This window comes from Neoroseomonas oryzicola (genome assembly GCF_012163135.1).
Lineage (GTDB): Bacteria > Pseudomonadota > Alphaproteobacteria > Acetobacterales > Acetobacteraceae > Neoroseomonas > Neoroseomonas oryzicola.
The window spans coordinates 84752-108336 of sequence record NZ_JAAVUP010000008.1; the positions used below are offsets into that span (position 1 = coordinate 84752).

Genomic DNA, 23585 nt, shown 5'->3' on the forward strand with positions numbered 1-23585 from the left:
AATGTCGCTTGCCCACCCCGCCGCCGTGCCCAAGCACCGCCGGTCCCTGCCGCTGCGCGTCGGCACGCGGGCCTCGCCGCTCGCCTTGTGGCAGACGCGGGACTTCCTCGACCGCGTGACGCGCTTCTGCCCCGTGCTGCGCGACGCCAAGGCCTTCGAGGAACACCAGCTCATCACCTCCGGCGACCGCATCCAGGACCGCGCGCTGGCCGAGATCGGCGGCAAGGGGCTGTTCGCGAAGGAGATCCACGAGGCGCTGCTCGACGGCCGTGTGGATTTCGCGGTGCATTCGCTGAAGGACCTCGAGACCGAGATGCCGTCCGGCATCGTGCTGGCCTGCACCCTGAAGCGGGAGGATGCGCGGGACGTGCTGCTGCCCGGCCCCGCGCTGGCGGCGGCCGACCCGGGCGATCCCTTCGCGATGCTGCCGCACGGGGCGGTGATCGGCACCTCCTCCGTCCGACGGCAGTCGCAGCTGCTGCACCGTCGGCCGGACCTGAACGTCGTGATGTTCCGCGGCAATGTGCAGACGCGGCTGCGGAAACTCGCCGAGGGCGAGGCAGCGGCGACCCTGCTCGCGCTGGCCGGCCTCCGCCGCCTGGGCCTCGAGCACGCGGGCAGCGTCCCGATCGACGCGGAGGTGATGGTCCCCGCCGCCGGCCAGGGCATCGTCGGCGTCACCGTCCGCGCCGACGACACCGAGCTGCACGAATTGCTCTCCGGCATCGAGGACCCCGAGGCGCGGGCCGTGTCCTCGGCCGAGCGGGCGCTGCTCGCCGCGCTGGACGGGTCCTGCCGCACGCCGATCGGCGGCCATGCGCGGGTGCTCGCGGACGGACGGCTGCGGCTGACCGGGCTGGTGGCGCGCGCCGACGGGTCCTTCCTGCTCCGGCGCAGCGAGGAAGGCAGCGCGAAGGACGCGATCCGGCTGGGCAGCGAGCTCGGCCACGCGCTGCGGCGCGACAGCCCCGCCGATCTCTTTGCCTAGGCCCGGCGTTCTCGTCACGCGGCCGGAACCGGGCGCGGCCGAGACCGCCGCCGCCGTTGCCGCGCTGGGCTGGACGCCGGTCCTCGCCCCCGCCCTGCTGCTGCGCCCCTGCGCGCCCGCGCGCCTGCCCGCCGCCCAGGCCCTGCTGCTGCCGAGCCGCGCCGCCGCCCGCGCGCTGGACCCCGTCGCCATGCCGGTCCTGGCGGTCGGAGAGGGCACCGCCGCCGAGGCCCGTGCGCGCGGTTTCACCGACGTCATCGCCGCCGAGGGCGAGGCGGCGACGCTGGCGATCCTCGCCGCCGCCCGGCTGGATCCGGCGCGGGGCCCGCTGCTGCTCGCGGTGGGGCGCGGCTACAGCGTGGACCTCGCCGCCGCCCTTCGTGCCCGCGGCTTTCGCGTGCTTCGCCGCGTGACCTATGAGGCCGTCCCGGCCCCTGCCCTGCCGGCCGAGGCCGAATCCGCCCTGCGCACCGGCCAGGTCGACGCCGCGCTGTTCACGTCTCCGCGCGGTGTCCGCATCACCCTGGGTCTGCTGCGCCGCGCCGGCCTCGCCGATGCCGCCCGGGCCATCCGCGCGCTGGCCATCAGCCCCCGCATCGCCGAGGCCCTGAAATCCCTGCCCTGGGCGGAGATCGCGATCACGTCGCGGCCCGATCCGGCCCTGCTGCCGGGGCTGCTCGGTCCGCCTGCGGCATGACGTCACGCCGCGCGCGCCATCGGCCGCGCGGGTTGCTATACCGCCCGCCCGCCAGCCATAGGACCGGGCATGACCGACCAGACCCCGCCCCCGCGCCGCTTCCTCGATCCCGCCGCCATCCCGCTGCTGGCCGGCGGGGCGGTCCTGGTGCTCGCGGCGGCCTGGCTCTGGATGACGCCGCGCCCGGTGCCGCCGCCCAGCCCGACCGCCGCCGCCGTCGCCGCGCTGACCGCCCGCGTGGCGGCGCTGGAGGGCGTCGAGGCCCGCCTCGCCACCGTCGAGCGCCGCCGCGGCCCTGACCTCGCCCCGGTCGAAGCGCGCATCGCCGCCCTCGAATCCCGCCCGCCGGTCGACCTCGCCCCGATCGAACGGCGCATCGCCGCGCTGCCCGCGCCCACCGACACCCGCCCGATCGAGGACCGGATCGAGGCCCTGACCGCCCGGCTCGCCGCGCTGGAGGGCCGCCCGGCCGTCGATCCCACCGCCTTCGCCCCGCGCAGCGCGACCGACAGCCTCGCCACCCGCGCCGAGCGCTTCACCGAACGCCTCGATGCCCTGGCCGCCCGCCAGCAGGCCGCCGATGCCGAGGCGATCCGCCGCACCGAGGACCTGGCGCGTAGCCTCGCCGATCGCCTGGCCCAGGCCGAACGCGCCGAGGCCGAGCGCGTCGCCGCCGCCGGCAACGCCATGGCGCAGCGCATCGCCGGGGCGGAATCCGCCCTCGCCCGCCGCATCGCCGCGCTGGAAGCCGCGCAGGAGCGCATCGCCGCCCTCGAGGCGCGCGCCGCCCGTGCCGCCGCGCTCGACACGCTGCGCCAGCGCCTCGAGGCCGGGCAGGCGCTCGGCGAGGCGCTCGCTGCCTTGCCAGGCGCGCCGCCCGCGCTGACCCGCTACGCCGGCATGGCCCCGCCGACCGAGGCGGCGCTGCGCCTGACCTTCGAGGACGCCGCCCGCGCCGCGCTCGCCGCGAGCGAGCCTGCCCGCGAGGGCCAGGGCGTGCTCGACGCCGCCGCCGCGCGGCTCTCGGGCCTCGTCACCGTCCGCCGCGGCGAGCAGGTGGTCTGGGGCGACGCCGCCGCGGCCGAGGTCGAGCGCGCCCGCCGGGCGCTCGATGCCGGGGACCTCGACGGCGCCATCGCGCGGCTCGGCCGCCTGCCGCTGCCGGCGCAGGAGGCGATGCAGCCCTGGACCGAGCAGGCGCGCGGGCTGATCGCCGCACGCGCGGCCCTCGCCGGCCTGTCGGCGCGCTGAGGCCCCGCCATGCGTCGCGCCCTCCTGCTGCTGGCCGCGCTTTCGGCCGTCACCGCAATCGCCCTTTGGCTCGCCCGCGTGGGCGGGACCGTCGAGATCGCCGTCGGCGAGGTCTGGATCGGCGTCTCCTTCCCCGTCGCCGTGATGGGGCTGGTGGTCGCCTTCTTGCTGCTGCACTTCGTGCTGTCGGTGCTGGGCTGGTTCCGTCGGCTGCCGGAACGCCGCCGTGCCGCCCGCGCGGCCTCCCGCCGGGCCGATGGCGATGCGGCGGTGACGCGCGCGCTGATCGCGCTCGCCGCCGGCACCGCGCAGACCGCGCGGATCGAGGTCCGCCGCGCGCGGCACCTGCTCGGCGACACGCCGCAGACGCTGCTGCTCGCGGCCGAGGCCGAGCGCCTCGGCGGCCGCGAGGATGGTGCGGCCGCTGCCTTCAAGGCGCTGGCCGAGCGGCCCGATGCCCGCTTCCTCGGCCTGCGCGGGCTGCTGCGCCAGGCGATGCAGCGGGAGGACTGGGCGGCGGCCCAGCGCCTGGCGAGGGAGGCCGAGGCGGCCCAGCCCGGCGCCGCCTGGCTGCGCGAGGAACGCCAGTTGCTCGCCCTGCGCACCCATGATTGGCGCGAGGCGCTGGCATTGTCGGCACCGGATGCGCCACGCGCGGCCCTTGCCCTCGCCGCCGCGCTGCAGGAGGAAGACCCCGCCCGCGCCGCCGAGTTCGAGAAGCAGGCCTTCGCCGCCGACCCGGCCTTCGCGCCCGGCGCGCTGGCACACGCGAAGCGGCTCGCCGCGGCGGGGTCTGCGCGCAAGGCGCGCGGCGTGCTGGAACAGGCCTGGCAGGCGCGGCCGCATCCGGATATCGGCGCGGCGTGGCTGGCCGGCGAACGCAATGCCCTCGCCCGCGTGAAGGCGGTCGAGGACCTGACGCACCGGAACCGCGAGCATCCGGAAAGCCGGCTGCTGATGGCGCGCGCGGCGATCGATGCCGGCCTCACCGGACGGGCGCGGTCGGAACTGGATGCGCTCGTCGCCGGTGGCGCGCCGGACCGGCGCACCTGGCTGCTGATGGCGGAACTCGAGGAAGTCGAACACGGCGACACCGCCGATGCGCGTGCCGCGCAGGCGAAGTGGCTGCGCGCGGCGGCGAACGCCGAAGGCGCGCCGCGCTGGCGCTGCGCGGCCTGCGGTGCGGAGCATAATGCCTGGAAGGCGGAGTGCGCGTCCTGCGGGACGGTCGGGCGGATCGGCTGGACGGCAGTCTAGGCGTCGGAGGGGCGCTGCCCCTCCGAACCACCCCGCCAGGGGGCTGCGGCCCCCTGGACCGCGGGAACTTGAGTGTTGGTTTCCAAAGGCCTCTGGGCCTTTGGCGGGGAGAGCCCGAGAGGGGCAGCGCCCCTCTCGGTATCCGTCAGGCCGCCCTCACGGCGCTCAAGGCCTTCCACACCGTCTCCGGCGTCGCCGGCATGTCCACCGCGACGCCGAGCGCATCGACCAGCGCGTTGATCACCGCCGGCGGCGAGCCCACCGCACCGGCCTCGCCCGCGCCCTTCACGCCGAGCGGGTTGGTCTCGCAGGGCACCTCGATCAGGTCGACATCGATCGGCGGCAGGTCGTCCGCACGCGGCAGCGCGTAGTCCATGAACGACGCCGAGACGAGCTGCCCGCTCTCGGAATCATAGGCCGTGCGCTCGAGCAGCGCCTGGCCGATGCCCTGCGTCACGCCGCCATGCACCTGGCCGCGCACGATCAGCGGGTTCAGCGCATGCCCGACATCGTCCACCACGATGTAGCGCGGAATGGAGACGACGCCGGTCTCGGGGTCGACCTCCACCTCGGCCACGTGGCAGCCATTGGGGAAGGTGTGGGACTTGATCTCGGCCGTCTCGGTGGCGTCGAGCAGCGTCGCCTCGATCCCCGCCGCGGCCTTCTTCCGCTGCACGGCCGCGAGTTCGAGGATGCCGACCGCGCGGTCGGTGCCGACCACGCCGAAGGTGCCGCCCTTCGAGGAGAACTCGATGTCGGCGACCGAGGCCTCGAGATGCTCGGAGGCGGCGATCTTGCCCTTCTCGACGACCGAGGCGGTGGTCACCAGGATCGCCTGGCCTTCGGAATAGAGGCTGCGCGCGCCGCCCGTGCCGCCGCCATCCGGCAGCGTATCGGAATCGCCCTGCTGGACGCGGATCTTCTCGATCGGGATGCCGAGCTCGAAGCTCGTCATCATGGCATAGGCGGTCTCGTGCCCCTGGCCGGTCGACTGCGTGCCGACATAGACGTCGACGAAGCCGTCATCGGCGAACCTCACCGAGGCATTCTCGGTCGGCGCGCCGCCGGTGGCCTCGAGGTAGTAGGCGAGGCCGATGCCGCGCTTCTTGCCCCGCTTGGCCGCTTCCGCCTTGCGCGCCCCGAACCCGGCCCAGTCGATCTTCGCCAGCGCCGCGTCCATCAGCTTCGCGAACTCACCCGAGTCATAGCGCTGCCCCATCGCGGAGACGTAGGGCATGCGGGAGGACGGGACCATGTTGCGCTTGCGCAGTTCGATGCGGTCGATGCCGATCTCGCGCGCCGCGGTGTCGATCAGGCGCTCGACCAGATAGTTGCTCTCGGGCCGGCCGGCGCCGCGATAGGCGTCCACCGGCACGGTGTGCGTCATCACGCCGATTACCTGCGCGTGGATAGCCTGGAAGTCGTAGACCGAGGCCAGCACCTTGGTCCCCGCGCCGGTCGGGATGAAGGGCGCGAAGGTGTTGAGGTAGGCCCCCATCCCCGCCCAGTTCTTGGTCCGCAGCGCGAGGAACTTGCCGTCCTTGTCGAGCGCCAATTCACCGATGGTGATGTTGTCGCGGCCATGGGTGTCGGACTGGAAGGCCTCGGTGCGCTCCGACGTCCACCGCACCGCGCGCTTCAGCTCGCGCGCCGCAAAGCAGGTCAGCACGTGCTCGGGGTAGATGAAGATCTTCATCCCGAAGCCGCCGCCGACATCGGGCGTGACCACCCGGAAATTGTCGCTCGACAGGTTGAAGATGTTCTTCGCCAGCACGTTGCGGACCAGCCAGGACCCCTGGGTGTTGGTCGTCAGCGTCCAGTGGTTGCGCGCGGCGTCGTAGTCGGCGAGCGCGGCGCGCGCTTCCATCGAGGCGACGACGACGCGGTTGTTCACCACGCGCAGCCGCGCGACATGCGCCGCGCCCTTGATCAGCCCGTCCACCTTGGCGGCGTCGCCGACGTGCCAGTCGAAGCACGTGTTGTTGGGCGCGCTCGCCCAGACCTGCGGCTGGCCCGGATCGGTCGCCGTCGCCAGGTCGGTCGCGGCAGGCATGATGTCGTAGTCGACCTCGATCGCCTCGGCGGCGTCACGGGCCTGCTTGATGGTCTCGGCGACGACGAAGGCGACGGGATCGCCGACATGGCGCACGACACCCTCGGCGAGCGCCCGGCGGGGCGTGTCGGAGGTCGGGCTGCCGTCGATCGACTTCACCGGCGCGAGGCAGGGCAGGTGCCCGATGCCGGCCGCCGCGAGGTCCGCCCCGGTCCAGACGCCCAGCACGCCCGGCATCGCCTTGGCCGCCGCGGTCGAGATGGAATTGATGCGCGCATGCGCATGCGGGCTGCGCAGGACGTAGCCCTCGGCCTGGCCGGGGACGGCCACGTCGTCGGTGTAGCGGCCGCCGCCCTTCAGAAGGCGCGGATCCTCGACGCGGCGGATGGATTGGCTGAGGCCGAACTTCGCCATGCGCGGGGTCTCCCTTGGTTCCTCGCCCCATCATCTGCGATGCGGGCCGGGGATGGGAAGGGGGGGCGCGTCAGCCTTCGGCCGGCGCCCGCCCGAACATGCGCTTCGTGCGTTCCCGCATGGACTGGAACACCACGTAGAGCATGGGGATGATGAAGATGCCGACCAGCGCCGCGGCGATCATGCCGCCGAACACGGCCGTGCCGACGGCGCGGCGGGAGAGCATGGCGGCACCGGTTGCGAAGACCAGCGGCACCAGGCCGAGGACGAAGGCGATCGAGGTCATCATGACCGCGCGGAACCGCAGCCGCGCGCCCATGATGGCGGCGTCGCGGATCGGCAGGCCTTCCTCCCGCTTCTCCTTGGCGAACTCGACGATCAGGATGCCGTTCTTGGCCGCCAACGCGATCAGCACGACGAGGCCGATCTGGGCATAGATGTCGAGCGGCATGGTCGCCACCCACAGCGCCCCGAAGGCGCCGAGCACGCCCACCGCGACCGACAGCAGCACCGGGATCGGGATCACCCAGGATTCATAAAGCGCGACCAGGAACAGGTAGGCGAACATCACCGCGAGCGCGAGGATGTAGGCCGTCTGGCCGGAGGCCTGCTTCTCCTGGAAGGCGGTGCCGGTCCATTCGTAGCCGTAGCCCGGCGGCAGCACGCGTGCCGAGATCTGCTCCATCGCCGCGAGCCCGTCGCCCGAGGAGACGCCCGGCCGGGGCGCGCCCTGGATCGAGATGGCACGATAGTTGTTGTAGCGGAAGATGGTCTGCGGCCCGACGCGGGTGCGCACGTCGGCGACCGCGCGCAGGGGTACCATCTCCCCCCGCGCGTTGCGGACATGGATGCGCCAGATGTCGCTGATGTCGCGCCGGTCGGATGCCTCGGCCTGCAGGTTCACCTGCCAGGTGCGGCCGAACAGGTTGAAGTCGTTGACGTAGAAGCCGCCCAGCGTCGCCTGCAGCGCGGTGAAGATATCCGCGATGCGCAGGCCGAGCGCCTGCGCCTTGTCACGGTCGAGGTCGAGGAACAGCGTCGGGTTGGTCGCGTTGAAGGTCGAGAAGGCCGCGGCGATCCGCGGGTCCTGGTTCGCCGCCGCGATCAGCCCGAGCATGGTGGCGCCGAGTTCCGCCGGCGGCCGGCCCTCATAGTCCTGCAGGATGTATTCGAAGCCGCCGCCGGTGCCGAGGCCGATGATCGGCGGCAGGTTGAAGGCGAAGACATTCGCCGTCCGCACCCCCTGCCCCGCGCCGAACACGCGCCCGATCGCCGCCTGGACCGACATGTCGGGCGCGGTGCGCTCGGCGAATGGCTTCAGGCGGGCCACGAGGAAGGCGGAATTCGACTGCGCCCCGCCATCGATCAGCGAGAAGCCGACGATGGCGAGCGTCCCCTGCACCGAGGGGATCGAACGCAGGATCTCCTCCACCTGGACGACGGCCTGACGCGTGCGCGCGACCGAGGCGCCCTGCGGCAATTGGATCTGGACGAAGAAGGCGCCCTGGTCTTCCTGCGGCAGGAAGCCCGAAGGCGTACGCTGGCCCATGTACCAGATGCCGGCGAAGAAGCCGCCGGTCAGCACGATCGACAGCAGCGAGACCCGCACAAGCCTTCGCACGACCCCGGCATAGCGGTCTCGCACCCAGTCGATGCCGCGCAGCCAGCGGCCCATGATGCCGGGGCGGTGCCCGCCCGCATGGGCGTGCGGCCGGAGGAAGACGGCGCACAACGCTGGCGATAGCGTCAGCGCGTTGATCGCGCTGATCACCATCGCGGCCGAGATCGTCACCGCGAACTGGCGGAACAGCTCGCCCGACAGGCCCGGGATGAAGCCGATCGGGACGAAGACCGACAGCAGCACCAGGGTGATGGCGATGATCGGCGCGGTGATCTGCGCCATCGCCTTCTTGGTCGCCTCGGCGGGGGTGAGGTGGGGTTCCTCCTCCATCACCCGCTCGACGTTCTCCACGACCACGATGGCGTCGTCGACCACGATGCCGATGGCCAGCACCATGGCCAGCAGCGAGATGGTGTTCGCCGAATATCCAAGGGCCAGCAGGATCACGAAGGTGCCGATCAGGCTGACCGGCACCGCGACCGTCGGGATGATGGTCGCGCGCATGTTCCCCAGGAACAGGAACACCACGATCACCACCAGCACGAAGGCCTCGAGCAACGTCTTGATCACCTCGTGGATGGTGTCGCTGACGAAGTCCGATGTGTCGAAGAAGATGCGGTGGTTGACGCCCGTGGGATAGCGCGTCCGCAGGTCCGCCATGGTGCGGCGGACGTTCTCGGCCGCCGCGACGGCGTTGGCACCCGGGGCCAGGTAGACGCCGAAGGTCACCGCGGGCTGGCCGTTGTAGCGGCTCTCGGTGTCCATGCTCGCCGCGCCGAGCTCGATGCGCGCGACGTCGCGCACGCGCAATGTCGAACCGTCGGGATTGGCGCGGATCACGATCTCCCCAAACTGCTCGGGGGTGGTCAGGCGGCCCTGGGTCTCGAGGTTGATCTGGAACTGCTGGTCGTCGGGGATGGGCCTGGCGCCGATGCGCCCGACCGGCGCCTGGACGTTCTGCGCCTGGATCGCCGCGACCACGTCGGACGGCGTGAGGTTCAGGCTGATCAGCCGGTCCACCTCGAACCAGATGCGCATGGAATAATCCATGGCGCCGAACAGGTTGACCTGGCCGACCCCCGGCACGCGCGCGAGCCGGTCGATGATGTTGATGGTCGCGTAGTTCGACAGGAAGAGCGGCGTGTGCTCGCCGCTCTCGGAATAGAGGAAGATGAACTGCAGCACCGCCGAGGACTGCTTGCGGACCGTGACGCCCTGGCGCTGCACTTCCTGCGGCAGGCGCGCGAGCGCCGCCTGCACCCGGTTGTTCACGTTGACGGTCGCGATGTCCGGGTTGGTGCCCAGCGCGAAGGAGACGTTGAGGCTGTAGGACCCGTCATTGGCGCTGTTCGATCGCATGTAGATCATGCGGTCGACGCCGTTGACCGAGGATTCGATCACCTGCGCGACGGTCTGTTCGACCACCGCGGCCGAAGCGCCGGGGAAGCGCGTGGTCACCGAGACCTGCGGCGGGACAATGTCCGGCAGCTGGGAGACCGGGATGCGCAGCATCGCCAGCGCGCCGGCGAGGGCGGTGACGATGGCGATGACGATCGCGAAGCGCGGCCGGTCGACGAAGATCGCGGAGAACACCGGCGCTCAGCCCCGACCCGGCACCGTCTGGGGCACGGTCGGTCCGCTCGCCGGCCCCGGGTTCACCGGCTGGCCCGGGCGGACGCGCTGCAGCCCCTCGACGACGACCGTCTCGCCGCCGTTGAGCCCGCCCTCGATCACCGCCGTCTCGGCCGAGGACCGCCCGAGCGTCACGTTGCGCCGCGTCGCGACGTTGTTCTCGCCGACCACGAAGACGAAGGACCCCTGCTGGTCCTGCAGCACCGCCGCGCGCGGCAGGGCGATTGCCATGACCGGCTCGGCACCCTCGACGGTCACGCTGACGAACTGGCCATCGACCAGTTCGCGCGGGGAGACGCTGACCTCCCCGGTCTGCAGGCGGCGGATCGGGTTCGGGATCAGCGCGCGCACCAGGATGGTGTCCGTATTGCGGTCGATCTGGTTGTCGATGAAGTCGATGCGGCCCGGTTCGGGGTAGAGCCGGCCATCGGTGGTGCGGATGCGCACGATCGTGGCGTCGGCGCCCCCCCGCGTCTCGAACCGGTTGCGCATCTCGAGCGCGGTGCGCTGGCTGACCGCGAAGGCGACCCGCATCGGATCCTGGCTGACGATGGTCGCGAGGTTGCCGGCATCGGGCCCGACCACGTTGCCGACCGACAGGTTCGACCGGCCGATCTGTCCGGCGATCGGCGCCTCGATGTCGGTGTAGCCGAGGTTGATCTGCGCCACGCGCAGCGAGGCCTGCGCCGCGAGCACGCCGGCCGCCTCGGTGCGCTCCGCCGCCTGGGCGTTGTCGAGCGACACCTGCGTGCCCGCCCCGGTCTGCCGCAGGTCCCGCGCGCGGGCGAGGGCGACGCGCGCATTCTCGAGCCGCGCATTGGCCGCGGCGAGGTTCGCCTGCGCCTGTTCGACCTGGGCCTCGAAGGGCGCGCGCTCGATGCGGTAGAGCGTCTCGCCCTGGTTGACGTCACCGCCCTCGCGGAACAGCCGTTCCTGCAGGAAGCCGGTGACGCGGGCGCGGATGTTCACGCGGTCCGTCGCCTCGATGCGGCCGACGAACTCGATCGCTTCCGTGACAGGACGCCGTTCGGCGGTCATGACGCCCACCGCGGGCGGGCCCTGCGGCCCGAACTGGGCGGATGCCGGACCGGCGGCGAGGAGAAGGGCGAGCGCAGCACCCGCGACGAGACGCAGCATCGGCAGGTTTCCGATTATTTCAGTGTCAAATGTCGCCCATGATGCGCTGCGTCAAGCCGCGCGCGGCGCAAACCCGCGCGAGGACCGGGCGCGGCGCGTCAATGCGCGACGAAGACCGGGCAGGGGGCGGCATGCAGCAACCGCCGCGTCGCCGATCCGGTGAAGAAGGTGCGCAGCCCGGAATGCTCGTAGGATCCCATGACGAGCAGTCCGGCCGGCATCGCGGTCGCTTCCGCCAGCAGGGCGTCGACGGGGTGCGATCCCTCGACGCCGACCGCCTCGGCCTCGAAGGCATGGGTGCGGAGATAGGCCGCGGCGACCTCGGCGAGCCGCTGGGCCTCGGCGCGTTCTTCCGCGACCGACAGCACCCGGACCTGCATCTCGCCCGCCAGGCCGAGCAGCGCGAACAGCTGCAGCGCCCGCATCGCCGGCACCGACCCGTCATAGCCGACCAGCACCTTGCCCGAGACCGGCGCCTCGCCGGGCGGGACGACCACCAGCGGCCGCGCGCCGTCGTGCAGCAGAGCCTCGATCACCGGGGCAAGGCCGTCCGGGTTCTGCTCGAGGCCAAGCGTCGAATCGCGGCCAATCACGATCACGTCGTGGGCGGCGCCGGCGGCGATCAGGGCGGGTTCGGGCGCGTCGGCGAGGCGCAGCGGCGTGAAGGGCGTGTCCCCGGCGGCGGCGGTGCAGGCGGCGAAGGCGGCCTCCGCCTCGGCGGCCATCCGCTTCGCCCGCGCGGCGTCGCGCCGTTCCTTGAAGGCGCTCGCGCCCGGCGGCACCGCCTCATGCGCATCCATCGCGTGCGGGTTGTCGAGCACCGCGGCCGCGGTGAGTGCCGCGCCGGTGCGGCGGGCGACGGCGATCGCCAGGTCGCGGGCGCGCTGCGCGCCGGGCGTGTCGTCGAGCGCGACCAGGATGCTGCGGATCATGCGGCGGTATCCCCTCTTGGGGGCAATCTAGCCGCCCCGGCGGGGAATGCGGAAGCCGAGGTGCCTCAGCGCGGCCCGGGCAGGCGCAGGAAGGCCAGGCTGCAGACGGCCAGCGCCGCGGCGAAGACCAGCAGCGCCGCCCCGATCCCGCCCCACGCCGCCGCCGCGCCCGAGGCCGCCTGCAACACGGCCGCCCCCCCGAAGAAGGACACGTTCATCGCCGAGAGCGCCCGCCCCACCCGTTCCGGCGGCACCGCCGCACGCACCAGGGCGAAGCAGATCACCTGCAGCGAGATCATCAGGCCGAAAGCGACGAGCAGCACCGCGTCCGCCATGACCGGCCAGCCGAACGACCCGCCGGCCACCATCAGCGCGACCATCAGCGCCGCGCCCAGGTGCCCGCCCACCAGCAGCGCCCGGCGATGGGCCTGGAAGCGCCGTTCCAGGATGCCCGCGATCGCCGGGCCGGCGATCAGCGCGAAGGTGCACATCAGCAGGATGTTGCCCGCCGGCACGCGCGCCAGGCCCTTCACCTCCATCAGCCACGGTCCGCCCCACAGGCCCCGCACGCCGAGCACGGCGGCGAAGGACGCGAAGGCGATCACGACCGGACCGCGGATGTCGCGCGACAGGCCGAGGCGGATCACGTCCCGCGCATCCTCGGCCACGCTGCGGCGTGCCTGGAGGGGCGCACGCGCCTCGCGCACCAGCACCGCCACCGCCGTCGCCGCCCCGATCGCGAGCAGCGCGCAGGCGACGTAGCCCGCCCGCCAGCCCGAGGCGTCGACCAGCAGCGCGAGGGGACTCGCGGAAAGCAACATCCCGGTATTGCCGAAGGCCTGGATCACCCCGCCCCACAGGCCGAACTTCTGCGGCGGCAGGTTCTTCGCCGCATAGGTGACGGGGCACATCAGCATCCCCGAACACCCGATGCCGAGCACCACCTGCGCCAGAAGCATCGACCACGGCCCCGTCGCCACCGCGCCGCACAGCGACCCGACCGCCGCGATGGCCAGCAGCGCAAGCGCCGTCGGCTTCACGCCATAGCGGTCGAGTGCCACGCCCACCGGCAGCATCGCCAGCGCGAAGGCGGCGGGAAAGGCGCCGGTCAGAGCCGCGAGGCCATCCGCGGTGACGCCGAGGTCCCGCTGCAGCACGTCCGCCGCCATCGCCGGCAGCGTACGCACCGCGTTGGAAAAGACATGCCCGAGCGCGAGGGCGAGGATCGCCAGTCCGAGCGCGTTCACGCCGCGGCCACCGCCTCGATCTCGATCAGCCAGGCCTCGTCGAAAATGGCCGGCAGGATCACGGTCAGCGCGACGCGCCGTCCGCCGAGGATCTCGTTGCGGATGGCGCGGTTCTCCGCGGCGTCCTCGCGCCGGGCGAGGAAGGTCGTCACCTTCACGAGGTTGTCGAGGCCCATCCCGGCCGCCCGAAGCTGCGCCTCGAGATTGGCCCAGGCCTGGCGGCATTGCCCCGCGAAATCATCCGGGCGGCTGCCATCGGCGAACAGCGGCACCTGCCCCGAGACGAAGAGCAGCCGCGCCGCCGCGACGACCTCCATCGCCTGGGCGTAGCCGCCCTGCGCCGCCGGTGCATCCGGCGCGTCATGCGCGATCAACCGCATCGCCGTCAGTTCCTGAACATCTTCCCCGGGTTCAGGATACCGCGCGGATCGAGGCTCGTCTTCACGCTGCGCATCACGGCGAGCGCCTCGACGCCGTGTTCCTGCTCGAGGAACTCGCGCTTGCCGAGACCGACGCCATGCTCGCCCGAGCAGGTGCCGCCGAGCGAGAGCCCTTCGGCGACAATGGCACGGTCGAGCGCCCAGGCGCGCTCCAGCCCTTGCGGATCGTCCTCGGGGAACAGGATCAGGCAGTGGAAATTGCCGTCCCCGACATGGCCGACGATGCAGGAGGTGAGCCCGCTCTCGCGCGACTTCGCCTTGGCGCCGAGCACCGCTTCCGCCAGGCGCGAGATCGGCACGCAGACATCGGTGGTGATGCCGCGATGGCCGGGCTTGAGGTTCACCGCCGCCCAATAGGCATCGTGCCGCGCCTGCCACAGCCGGTTGCGGCTTTCGGCATCGGTCGCCCAGGCGAAACCCGAGGCGCCGAAATCGGCCGCGATGGCCTCGACCGATTCCGCCTGTTCCTTCACGCCGGCATCGGTGCCGTGGAATTCGAGGAAGAGCGTCGGCAGCGCCTCGAAGCCTTCCAGCTTCGAGTACTTGATGCAGGCCTCCATCTGGTCCTCGTCGAGCAGCTCGATGCGCGCGACGGGGATGCCGGACTGCATAACGGTGATGACGGTCTCGACCGCGGCGGCGAGCGTCGGGAACTGGCAGACGGCGGCCGAGATCGCCTCGGGGATGCCGTGCAGGCGCAGCCGCACCTTGGTGATGACGCCGAGCGTGCCTTCCGAGCCGATGAAGAGCCTGGTCAGGTCGTAGCCGTTCGACGCCTTGCGCACGCGCCCGCCGGTCTGGATGACGCGGCCGTCGGCGAGGACGACCTCGAGCCCCAGCACGTTCTCGCGGATGGTGCCGTAGCGCACGGCGTTGGTGCCGGAGGCGCGCGTCGCGCACATGCCCCCGATCGAGGCGTGGCTGCCGGGATCGACCGGGAAGAACAGGCCCTTGTCGCGCAGGAAGGCGTTGAGTTCCTGCCGCGTCACGCCAGGTTCGATCAGGCAGTCCATGTCCTCCTCGTTCACCTCGAGCACCGCCTTCATGCGGGAGAGGTCGAGCGAGATGCCCGCGCGGACGGGGTTCACATGGCCTTCGAGCGAGGTGCCCGCGCCGAAGGGCGTCACCGCCACGCCGTGCTGATGGCACAGCGCGAGGAGGCGGCTGACTTCCTCGGTCGTCTCCACGAAGGCGACGGCGTCGGGCAGGGTCGGCGGCGTGGTGTCCTCGCCGCGGCTGTGCTGTTCGCGGATGGCGCGGTTGACGCTGATGCGATCGCCGAGGAAGCCGCGCGCGGCGGCAATGACGGCATCGGCTTCGGTGGTGGTGGTCATGGTCACTCCTCCCGCTTGAGCGGGCAGGTCAGGCAATGGGGTCCGCCGCCGCCGGCGGTGAACAACGAGAGGTCGGGGTCGAGGACGGTCAGGCCTTCCGCGCGCAGCGCCGCGTTCAGCCCGGCCGAACCGCGCGCGGATACCACGCGCCCGCCACCCAGGGCGAGGATGTTGCACCCGAGCGCCATGGCGTCGCGATACGCCACGTCGATGCAGCGGATGCCGTGGCCCGTCAGCCAGGCGACGAAGTCCGGATCGAGCACGTCGAGGCACGCGACCGCCAGGCCCGGCGCCGCCATGCAGAACAGCACGTCGAGATGCAGGAAATGCTCGTCGAAGGGCTCGACCCGCACCTCCCACCCTTCGGCGCGCAGCCAACTCGCGAACTGCTCCGCGCCCGCAAGGTCGGTGCGCCCGCCCGACGCGCCGACCACGGCGACACCGGGCTTCATGACGTGGATGTCGCCGCCCTCGAGCGTGCCGGCGCTCGACTTGCGCCAGAACCGCGCCTCGTGGAAGTCGATGACACCGGCATATTCGCCGCGCCGCTGCGGACGCTCGAGCTGGCAGAGCACCGGCCCCCAGGGCGTCACCACCGCTGAATCGCGCGTGTAGACCATGTAGGGCAGGTGCGGTTCGGGCGGCAGCACATGGACCTGCGCGCCGCCCTGCCGCAGGGCGTGCACCAGTTCCTTGTGTTGCGCCGCAAGCGCCATCGCCGAGGGCTGCTGCGCGCCCGCCAGCGTGCGCCGCACGATCGTGTTGGTGGGGATCCAGCGGTAGTGGTCGGGCGGGCAGACGAGCACGTCGGTCAGCTCGCCGGTTTCCGAGGAGACGGTCCAGTCGGCCATGGCGCGCACCCTGCCTGCGGCATGCCTGCCCGTCCAGGGGCGCGTTTGACGCATCTGGGGTCGCGTCCTAGCGTCGCTGCCATAGCAGCCCGACAAGAGAGGAAGCGGCGCAATGGCGAACAAGGTCAAGGAAGCGTGGAAGGCCGGCAAGGCCGTGGTGAACGGGTGGCTGGCCATCCCCAACGCCTTCAGCGCCGAGATGTACAGCAAGGCGGGCTGGGATTCCGTTACCGTCGACATGCAGCACGGCGTGCAGGACTACCTGTCCTGCGTGGCCTGCTTCCAGGGCATCCAGCTGTCGCCCGCCACGCCGATGGTGCGCGTGCCGTGGAACGAGCCGGGCATCGTGGGCAAGGTGCTCGACGCCGGCGCGATGGGCGTGATCTGCCCGATGGTGAACACCGCCGCCGAGGCCCGCGCCCTGGTGCAATACAGCAAGTACCCGCCGGCCGGCACGCGGTCCAACGGCCCGATCCGCGCGGGCGCCTACGGTTCCTCGGGCAACTACCAGAAGACCGCGAATGACGAGATCCTCGTCATCCCGATGATCGAGACGAAGACCGCCATCGAGAACATCCGGGAGATCCTCGACGTCCCGGGCATCGACGGCATCTATGTCGGCCCGTCCGACCTCTCCTTTTCCTACGGCAAGGAGCCGAAGCTCGACGTCGAGGACCCCGAGATCCTCGCGATCTACGACATGCTGCTGGCCGAAACCGGCAAGCGCGGCATCGCGGCCGGGCTGCACAACGGCTCGCCGGCCTACGCGAACCGGATGATCCAGAAGGGCTTCAAGCTCGTCACCATCGCCAACGAGGTCGGGCTGATGGTCCAGGCCGCGACGGCGGCGGTGAAGGCGGCGCGGGGCTGATGCCGGACGGCGCGGGCGCGGGTCTGCCCACCCGCGCCGACTTCCGCTTCTTTCGCCCGCACCAGGTCCGCTACGTCGAGCTCGACACCCAGGGCATCGTCTTCAACGCCCATTACCTGACCTGGTACGACGAGGCGGTGTCGGACTACATCCGCGCCGCCGGCTGGAACTACCAGGCCGAGGTGAAGGCCTCGGGCGCCGATTTCCACGTCGTCCGCGGCCTGGTCGAGTACAAGGTCGCAATCGGCCGCGCCGCGCGGATCGAGGTCGCGGCGCGCACGACCCGGATCGGACGGTCCTCCATCACCTTCCTGCCCGCGGTCTTCCCGCAGGGCGAGGACACGCTGCTCGCGACGGGGGAGATCGTCTGGGTGCTCACCGACCAGGCGACCCGCCGGTCGATTCCCATCCCGGACCGCCTGCGCGCCATCCTCGGCGCCTATGAAGGGCGCGACTTCGGCACGTCACGCTGAGGCTGCCATGGACACGGATTACCTCGTCATCGGCGCCGGTTCCGCGGGCTGCGTCGTCGCCGCGCGCCTGTCGGAAACCGGCGCGCGCGTCACGCTGCTCGAAGCCGGGCCCAAGGATCGCCATCCCTGGATCCACATCCCGGCGGGGATGCTGAAGCTGCTGCAGAACCAGTCGCTGATGAACTGGGGCTATGTCGCGGAACCGCAGCCCGGCGTGAACGACCGCGAGATCCGCTGGCCGCGCGGGCGCACGCTCGGCGGCACCTCCTCGATCAACGGCATGCTCTATGTCCGCGGCAACCCGGCGGATTTCGACATCTGGGCGCAGATGGGCTGCCGCGGCTGGTCCTATGCCGAGGTCCTGCCCTTCTTCCGCAAGTCCGAGACCTATCGCAACGGCGGCGATCCGGAATTCCGCGGCACTGACGGCCCGCTGCAGGTCGAGGACTACCGCACCATCCTGCCGCTGACGCACCGCTTCATCGAGGCCGCGCAGCAGGCCGGCCATCCCTTCCGGAAGGACCTCAACGGCGAGGAGCAGGAAGGTGTGGGTTATTCCCAGATGACGCGCGTCGGCCGCTGGCGCGGGTCGACGGCGCGCACCTATCTGCGCGGCGCCGGCGACCGCGTGCGTGTCGAGACCGAGGCCCAGGTCAGCCGCCTGCTGTTCGACGGCCGCCGCTGCATCGGCGCCGAGTTCCGCCAGGGCGGCGCCATTCGGCGCATCACGGTCACGCGCGAAGTGATCCTGTGCGGCGGCGCGGTGAATTCCCCCCACGTGCTGCAGATGTCGGGCATCGGGCCGGCGGAACACCTGCGCTCCCTCGGCATCGAGGTGCTGGCCGACATGCCGGCCGTCGGCGCCAACCTGCAGGACCACTACGTCTCCCGCGTGCAGCACCGCGTGAAGGACAGCCTCAGCACCAACCAGCTCGCGCGCGGGATCCGGCTGGCGGGCGAGGTCGCGCGCTTCTTCCTGCGCGGCAACGGCGCGCTGACCTTCGGCGTCACCACCGCGCAGGTCTTCGCGCGGTCACGCGAAGGGCTCGCCAGCCCCGACCTTCAGTTGCTGTTCACGCCGGCCTCCTACGCGCTCGGCCAGTTCGGCGTGCTCGAGAAGGAGCCGGGCATGACCTGCGCCATCTGCCCGGTGAAGCCGGACAGCCGCGGCACGGTCATGGCGCGCTCGGCCGATCCCTTCGAGAAGCCGGCGATCCGGCCGAACTACCTCTCGGCACGGTCGGACCAGGCGCTGCTCGCCGCGGGCATCCGCATGGTGCGCGAAATCTTCGCGCAGCCCGCCATCGCGCAGCACAGCGTGCAGGAGATCCTGCCAGGGCCAGGCGTCACCTCGGATGACGAGATGCTCGCCTTCAACCGGCAATACGGCACGACGATCTACCACCCGGTCGGCACCTGCCGCATGGGCGAGGGGCCGGACGCGGTGGTGGACAGCCGGCTGCGCGTGCATGGCTTCGCCGGGCTGCGGGTGATCGACGCCTCGGTGATGCCGACGCTGACGACCGGGAACACCAACGCGCCGACCATCATGATCGGCGAGAAGGGCGCGGCGATGATCCGGGAGGATGCGGCGGCCTGAAGGTCGGGGGAGGAGAACCTCCCCCGAATCCCCCTCCCTTCTCTGGTCACTTGGTTCCAAAAAAGGTTGAGGGGGGTCCGGGGGGAGAAGTTCCCCTCTCCCCCCGTTCTTCCTTACCCGAGCCGCGCCAGCGCCCGCACGGCCACCGTCGCCGCGGCGAGGTCGCGCGCCGCCGCCGCCTCCCGCGCCAAGGCCGCGGCCTGCGTCGCATCCGGCAATCCGCCTGCCAGCTGCCGCGCCGCCAGCCGCGCCTGCGCGCTGCCAAGGTCGTCGAGCAGCGCCGCGCGCGCCCGCGGACCGAAAGCGCCGGGTGCCGGCGCGGCCGCGATCCCGGCGCGCAGCGCGTCGATGGCGAAGGCCTCGCCGACCGCATTCCATGCATCGGCCGCCGCGGCCACGCCGACACCGGTTGCACCGGCGAGGCGCACCACGGCCGGAGCTGCAGCCAGGCGCGGCGCCGCCGCGGCCAGCGCCGCCGCCGTCTCCGGCAATCCGGGCAGAGGCGCGACATCACCCGCCGCCGCGGCCGCGAGCGCCGCGATGCCGGGCCGCAATTCCGCCAGCGCCGCCTCCAAGGGCTGCGCCGGGGCGCCGAGCAGGTCGTGGGCCGCTGCCTCCTGCAGGCGCCGCAGTGCAAGCAGCGCGGGCAGCCGCGTCTCGGCCGGGGCCGACGCGCCGTCGATGGCGTCGCAGGCCGTTTCCAGCCCGAAGGCCTCGCTGGCCAGCAGCGCCGCCCGGCAGGCCGCGACGGGATCCGCCCCGGTCGTCAGCCGCCCGATCGCCGCGCAGCCGAGCCGGTTCGCGACGGCATTGGTGACGATCGTCGCCACCAGCTCCCGCCTCAGCCGGTGCCGCTCGATGTAGCGCCCGTAGCGCTCCTGCAGCGGCCGCGGGAAATACGCGACCAGCGCCGGCACCAGCGCGGGGTCGTCCGGCAGGTCGGAATCGCCCAGCGCATCGGTCAGCCACAGCTTGGCGAAGGGCAGCAGCGCCGCGATCTCGGGCCGCGTCAGCGCATCGCCCGCGGCGATGCGCCGCGCCATCACGGCCACATCCGGCAGACCGGCGACGGCGCGGTCCAGCAGCCCCGCCGCCTCGAGCCGTTCCATCAGCGTGCCCTGCGCGGCAAGATCGTCGGCTCCACCCATGGATTCGAGCGTGACGGCCAGCGATTGCTGGTCGTTGTCGCGCAGCACCAGGGCCGCGACCTCGTCCGTCATCTCGCGCAGCAATTCGTCGCGGGCGCGGCGCGTCAGCACGCCCTCCCCCTCTGCATCGGCGAGCAGGATCTTGATGTTCACCTCGTGGTCCGAGGTCGAGACGCCGGCCGAATTGTCCAGCGCATCGGTGTTGATGCGGATGCCCTGGCGCGCCGCCTCGATGCGCCCGGCCTGGGTGACGCCGAGATTGGCGCCCTCCCCCACCACCTTTACGCGCAGATCGCGGCCATCGACGCGGATGCTGTCGTTGGCGCGATCGCCGGCATCGGCCTGGGTCTCGTTCGTCGCCTTCACATAGGTGCCGATGCCGCCAAAGTAGAGCAGGTCGACCGGCATGCGCAGGATCGCCTGCATGATCGCGACGGGCTCCACGCGCTCGGCCTCGATGCCCAGCATCGCGCGGGCCTGTGGCGACAGCGGCAGCGACTTGGCGTTGCGCGGGAAGACGCCGCCGCCCTCGCTGATCAGCCGCGCCTCATAGTCGGCCCAGGAGGAGCGCGGCAGGCGGAACAGCCGCTCGCGCTCGGTGTAGGAGACCTCGGGGTCCGGATCGGGATCGAGGAAGATGTGACGGTGGTCGAAGGCCGCGCGCAGCCTGGTCTTGCGCGAGACCAGCAGCCCGTTGCCGAACACGTCGCCCGACATGTCGCCAACGCCGACCATGTCGAAGGGCGCATCCTGCACCGACCTGCCGAGCACTTCCTTGAAGTGCCGGTCGATCATCACCCAGGCGCCACGCGCGGTGATGCCCATGCCCTTGTGATCGTAGCCGGCCGACCCGCCGGACGCGAAGGCGTCGCCCAGCCAGAAGCCGTATTCCGCCGACAGCCCGTTGGCGATGTCGGAGAAGGTCGCGGTGCCCTTGTCGGCGGCCGCGACGATGTAGGGATCGTCGCCGTCGCGGCGCACGATGCCCGGCGGCGTGACGACTTCGAACCCGCTGTAGTTGTCCGCGAGGTCGAGCATGCCGCGCACCAGCAGCCGATAGCAGGCGATGCCCTCGGCCTGGAACGCCTCGCGGTCGGACATGGCGGGCGGCTGCTTCAGCACGAAGCCGCCCTTCGCCCCGGTCGGCACGATGATGACGTTCTTCAGCACCTGCGCCTTCATCAGGCCGAGGATCTCGGTGCGGAAATCCTCCCGCCGGTCGGACCAGCGGATGCCGCCGCGCGCGACGGGGCCACCACGCAGGTGGCAGCCTTCCATGCGCGGCGAATGGACGAAGATCTCCCGCCAGGGCCGCGGCGCCGGCATCTCGCCCGCCCGCGCGCTGTCGAGCTTGAAGGCGAGGTAGTCCTTCCCCTGGAAGTAGTTGGTCCGCAGCATGGCATCGAGCAGCGTGCGCAGCCGCGACAGGATGCGGTCCTCGTCCGGATTGGCGACGCCATCAAGCAGCGCCGTCCAGCGCGCGAGCAGCCTCTCCTCCTCCCGCGACCCACCCGGTTCGAAGCGTGCGCGGAAGATCGCGACAAGCAGCGAGGCCGCTTCCGGATGCGCGGCGAGCGCCGCTTCCACGCTTGCCTGCGCGAAGGGGAAGCCGACCTGCTTCAGCCAGCGGAACATCGCCCGCAGCAGCCAGGATTCGCGCCAGGAGATGCCCGCGCGCAGCACCAGGCGGTTGAAGCCGTCGGCCTCCGCCCGCCCGTCGAGCAGCGCGCCCAGCGCATCGAGCACGGCTTCGAAGCGGTCCTCGGCTGCCTGGGCCCCGGCCTCGAGCCGATAGACATGCAGCACCACCTCCGGCCCGCCAGCCGGACGCAAGTGATGCGGCTGTTCCTCGATGGCCCGCAGGTCGAGGCTTTCGAACAGCGGCAGCGCATCGGCGAGCGCGAGCGGCCCGCCGGGATTGGCGAGGCGCAGCGTGAGGACCCGTGGTCCGTCCCCGGGCGCGCGCGCCAGTTCCGCCCGCGCACCGCCGGCGGCGATGGAGCGTTCGGCCAGGCCGATGTCCGCCACCGCTTGCGCGGCCGTCGCGGATTCCAGATAGGCGGGGGCGAAGGCGTCGCGCCAGCGCGCCAGCGTCGCCGGCGCCTCGGCCTCGCCCTGCGCGGCGGCCAGCGCCTCGGCCAGCCGGTCGCCGAAGCCGCGTGCTGCCTGCGCCACCGCGGCCTCGAGCACCGGCACCTCGACCGCGGGCACCTGCCCCGGCCGCGTCGCGATGATGTAGTGCACGCGCGCCAGCGGCGCGTCGCCGAGCGCGATGTAGAAGGCCGAGAGCCGCCCGCCATAGGCGCGCGCGATCATCTGGCCGATGCGCTCGCGCAGCCTGGTGTCGAAGGTGTCGCGCGGCAGCCAGGCGATGGCGGAGACGAAGCGCTCGAAGGGATCGTGGCGCACCGTCAGCGCGGCGCGCGGGCGAATGCTGAGGTCGAGCGCGCGGCGCGCACCGGCGAGGATCGCTGCCTCCGGCGCCTGGAACAATTCGTCACGCGGCCAGGTGTCGAGGATGTTGCGCATCGCCCGGCCGTCATGGCTGCCCGGCTCGACGCCCGCCATTTCGAGGATGCGCTCGCACTTCATCCGCAGCAGCGGGATGGAGCGCGGATTACGGTTGTAGGCCGCGGCGGCGAACAGGCCGAGGAAGATCCGCCCGCCGACGACGCGTCCCTCTGCGTCGAAGATGCGCGTCGCGATGGCATCGGCGTGCTGCGGGCGATGCACCGTCGCGCGCATGTTGGCCTTGGCGACCGTCAGCGGCGTCGGGTCGGCGAGCGCGGCGCGCACTGCCGGCGGCAGGGCCGAAAGGTCGCGCAGCACGTCGAAGACCGGCACCGAGGGGTCGGAGAGCAGGCCCAGGTTCTCCGCCTCGTCGATCGCGATGGACCCGTCCGGCCGCACTTCCAGCCGGCGATGGCCGAGCAGGACGAAATTGTCCTCGCTCAGCCACTGCACGAAGGCAGCGGCCTCCTCCGCCTCGGGCCCGCCGGGCGCGGCGACCTCGGCCGCGGCGCCGCGCAGGCGGGCCAGCATGGCGGGGAAGGCCGAGGTCGCGACGCGCACATCCGACAGGGCGCGGGCGAGCGCGGCTTCCAGCGTCTCGAGCGTGTCACCGGCGCCGACCGGCATGCCCGAGAGCACCGGCCCCGCGGCGCCCAGCGTCACGCGCATCATGCTCTCCCGCGCCGGGGAGGCAGGGTCGAGCGCCTCGAGCCGCCCTGCCGCGTCGCGCCGGACGCCGAGGACCGGATGCAGCAGCGAGGTCACGGCGCGGCCGTGAAGCGCGAGCGCGGCGAGCACCGAATCGACCAGGAAGGGCATGTCGTCGGTGACGATCTCGGCGACCGGGCGCGGCCCGGTGCGCGGGCCCGGCGGCAGCACCCGGACCTTGGCCGTGCGCGGGGCGCGCTCGGCGGCGAAGGCAAACAGGCTGGCGGCGGCGGCCGCGACGGCCTCGGGCAGCTCGGTCGCGAGTTCGGCCGTGGGCACCCCGGCATGGAGCAGGCGCAGCAGCACGGCGGCATCGCCGGGCAGGCCCGGGGCGAGGCGCGCCAGGGCTTCCTCCGCCACCCGCAGGATTTCCGCGCGCGCCGTATCTGGCAGGGCCGCCGTGTCGTCCGGCATGTCGGG

The 23585-nt window shown here is 72.2% G+C and carries 16 protein-coding genes; 7 read left to right on the plus strand and 9 right to left on the minus strand.

Annotation, left to right across the window (positions count from 1 at the left end):
* The first annotated feature begins 1 nt into the window (after window position 1).
* The 4 genes from hemC to GWK15_RS19940 all read left to right on the plus strand — a co-directional run bounded on the left by hemC (window position 2) and on the right by GWK15_RS19940 (window position 4193).
* On the plus strand, window positions 2-988 hold the full coding sequence (gene hemC, locus GWK15_RS19925; protein WP_168043136.1) for a hydroxymethylbilane synthase: 987 nt from the start codon (window positions 2-4) through the stop codon (window positions 986-988).
* Window positions 981-1685: a uroporphyrinogen-III synthase gene (locus GWK15_RS19930; protein WP_168043137.1), complete on the plus strand. Its 705-nt coding sequence runs from the start codon at window positions 981-983 to the stop codon at window positions 1683-1685. The genes hemC and GWK15_RS19930 overlap by 8 nt, the downstream gene beginning before the upstream one ends.
* 69 nt (window positions 1686-1754) lie before the next feature.
* Complete coding sequence (locus GWK15_RS19935; protein ID WP_168043138.1) at window positions 1755-2936, plus strand: hypothetical protein; 1182 nt, start codon at window positions 1755-1757, stop codon at window positions 2934-2936.
* Between the two features lie 9 nt (window positions 2937-2945).
* Window positions 2946-4193 carry a heme biosynthesis HemY N-terminal domain-containing protein gene (locus GWK15_RS19940; RefSeq protein ID WP_168043139.1) on the plus strand — a complete coding sequence of 416 codons (1248 nt, stop codon included), beginning with the start codon at window positions 2946-2948 and terminating at the stop codon, window positions 4191-4193.
* Between the two features lie 145 nt (window positions 4194-4338).
* On the opposite strand, the gene GWK15_RS19945 is transcribed toward GWK15_RS19940, so the two are convergent.
* The 8 genes from GWK15_RS19945 to GWK15_RS19980 form a co-directional block, all read right to left on the minus strand.
* Window positions 4339-6660, minus strand: a complete 2322-nt coding sequence (locus GWK15_RS19945; RefSeq protein WP_168043140.1) for a xanthine dehydrogenase family protein molybdopterin-binding subunit — start codon at window positions 6658-6660, stop codon at window positions 4339-4341.
* A gap of 70 nt (window positions 6661-6730) precedes the next feature.
* Complete coding sequence (locus GWK15_RS19950) at window positions 6731-9874, minus strand: multidrug efflux RND transporter permease subunit (RefSeq protein ID WP_168043141.1); 3144 nt, start codon at window positions 9872-9874, stop codon at window positions 6731-6733.
* A gap of 6 nt (window positions 9875-9880) precedes the next feature.
* The gene (locus GWK15_RS19955; protein WP_168043142.1) at window positions 9881-11050 is read right to left on the minus strand and encodes an efflux RND transporter periplasmic adaptor subunit; all 1170 of its coding nucleotides are present in this window, start codon (window positions 11048-11050) and stop codon (window positions 9881-9883) included.
* A 98-nt stretch (window positions 11051-11148) separates the two neighbouring features.
* Window positions 11149-11982 carry a universal stress protein gene (locus tag GWK15_RS19960; RefSeq protein WP_168043143.1) on the minus strand — a complete coding sequence of 278 codons (834 nt, stop codon included), beginning with the start codon at window positions 11980-11982 and terminating at the stop codon, window positions 11149-11151.
* A gap of 65 nt (window positions 11983-12047) precedes the next feature.
* Entirely contained in the window at window positions 12048-13229 is a 1182-nt protein-coding gene (locus GWK15_RS19965) for an MFS transporter (protein ID WP_338147303.1), read from the minus strand.
* Window positions 13226-13609: a RidA family protein gene (locus tag GWK15_RS19970; protein ID WP_168043144.1), complete on the minus strand. Its 384-nt coding sequence runs from the start codon at window positions 13607-13609 to the stop codon at window positions 13226-13228. The genes GWK15_RS19965 and GWK15_RS19970 overlap by 4 nt, the downstream gene beginning before the upstream one ends.
* A gap of 5 nt (window positions 13610-13614) precedes the next feature.
* The gene (locus GWK15_RS19975) at window positions 13615-15003 is read right to left on the minus strand and encodes an FAD-binding oxidoreductase (RefSeq protein WP_168043145.1); all 1389 of its coding nucleotides are present in this window, start codon (window positions 15001-15003) and stop codon (window positions 13615-13617) included.
* Between the two features lie 2 nt (window positions 15004-15005).
* Window positions 15006-15854 (minus strand): dimethylarginine dimethylaminohydrolase family protein, encoded by an 849-nt coding sequence (locus GWK15_RS19980; RefSeq protein WP_168043146.1) that lies wholly within the window; start codon window positions 15852-15854, stop codon window positions 15006-15008.
* Window positions 15855-15966: 112 nt separating this feature from the next.
* Here GWK15_RS19980 and GWK15_RS19985 point away from each other — a divergent pair, with 112 nt between their 5' ends.
* The 3 genes from GWK15_RS19985 to GWK15_RS19995 are packed head-to-tail and all read left to right on the plus strand — an operon-like array spanning window position 15967 to window position 18798.
* Window positions 15967-16725 (plus strand): HpcH/HpaI aldolase family protein, encoded by a 759-nt coding sequence (locus GWK15_RS19985; RefSeq protein WP_168043147.1) that lies wholly within the window; start codon window positions 15967-15969, stop codon window positions 16723-16725.
* Window positions 16725-17198 (plus strand): acyl-CoA thioesterase, encoded by a 474-nt coding sequence (locus tag GWK15_RS19990; protein WP_168043148.1) that lies wholly within the window; start codon window positions 16725-16727, stop codon window positions 17196-17198. The genes GWK15_RS19985 and GWK15_RS19990 overlap by 1 nt, the downstream gene beginning before the upstream one ends.
* A 7-nt stretch (window positions 17199-17205) precedes the next feature.
* Window positions 17206-18798 (plus strand): GMC family oxidoreductase, encoded by a 1593-nt coding sequence (locus GWK15_RS19995; protein ID WP_168043149.1) that lies wholly within the window; start codon window positions 17206-17208, stop codon window positions 18796-18798.
* A 113-nt stretch (window positions 18799-18911) separates the two neighbouring features.
* Here the strand turns inward: GWK15_RS19995 and GWK15_RS20000 are convergent, their stop codons facing one another.
* A complete protein-coding gene (locus tag GWK15_RS20000; RefSeq protein ID WP_168043150.1) occupies window positions 18912-23579 on the minus strand; it encodes an NAD-glutamate dehydrogenase in 4668 nt (1555 codons plus the stop codon).
* Window positions 23580-23585: the final 6 nt, after the last annotated feature.